This is a genomic window from Burkholderia arboris, from assembly GCF_902499125.1.
GTDB classification, from domain to species: Bacteria; Pseudomonadota; Gammaproteobacteria; order Burkholderiales; family Burkholderiaceae; genus Burkholderia; species Burkholderia arboris.
In genome coordinates, this window is record NZ_CABVPX010000083.1 from 1 (window position 1) to 572 (window position 572).

The 572-nt window shown below is 64.7% G+C and carries 1 pseudogene; it reads left to right on the forward strand.

Going from position 1 to position 572, the window contains the following annotated elements:
• Window positions 1-572 (forward strand): annotated as a pseudogene (locus BLA15945_RS37550) (RND family transporter); the annotation flags it as partial.

Below are 572 nucleotides of genomic sequence, written 5' to 3' on the forward strand. Positions count from 1 at the left end.
TTCGAAAAGCAGATGCCGATCGGGCATGAATACATCCGCACGTTCCAGCAGTACCGGAACGACCTGCTCGGCGCGAATCGCATCACGGTGGTCGTGCGCGCGAAGCACGGCTCGATCTGGTCGAAGGAAGGTTTGACGCGGCTGTACGACGTCACGCAGGCCGTTACGTACCTGCCGAACGTCGACCGGATCGGCGTGCGCTCGTTGTGGACGCCGAACGCGTTCGTGAATGAAGTGACCGACGAAGGGTTTCGCGCGGAGCCGATCATTCCCGGCACGGTCACGCCCGGCCAGTTGACGCCGGAGCGCGTGCAGGGCATTCGCCGCGCGACGACGCTCGGCGGCTACGTCGGCACGCTCGTGTCGCACGGCGAGGACAGCGCAATGATCACGGCCGAGCTGAACGAGCGCGACAGCGCCGGCAAGGTGCTCGACTACGTCGCATTCAATCACCTGCTCGAAAGCAGGATCCGCAAGCCGTTCGAGGACGCCGGCTACGACATCCAGATCATCGGCTTCGCGAAGCAGATCGGCGATATCGCCGACGGCGCGACGGCCGTGCTCGGCTTCTG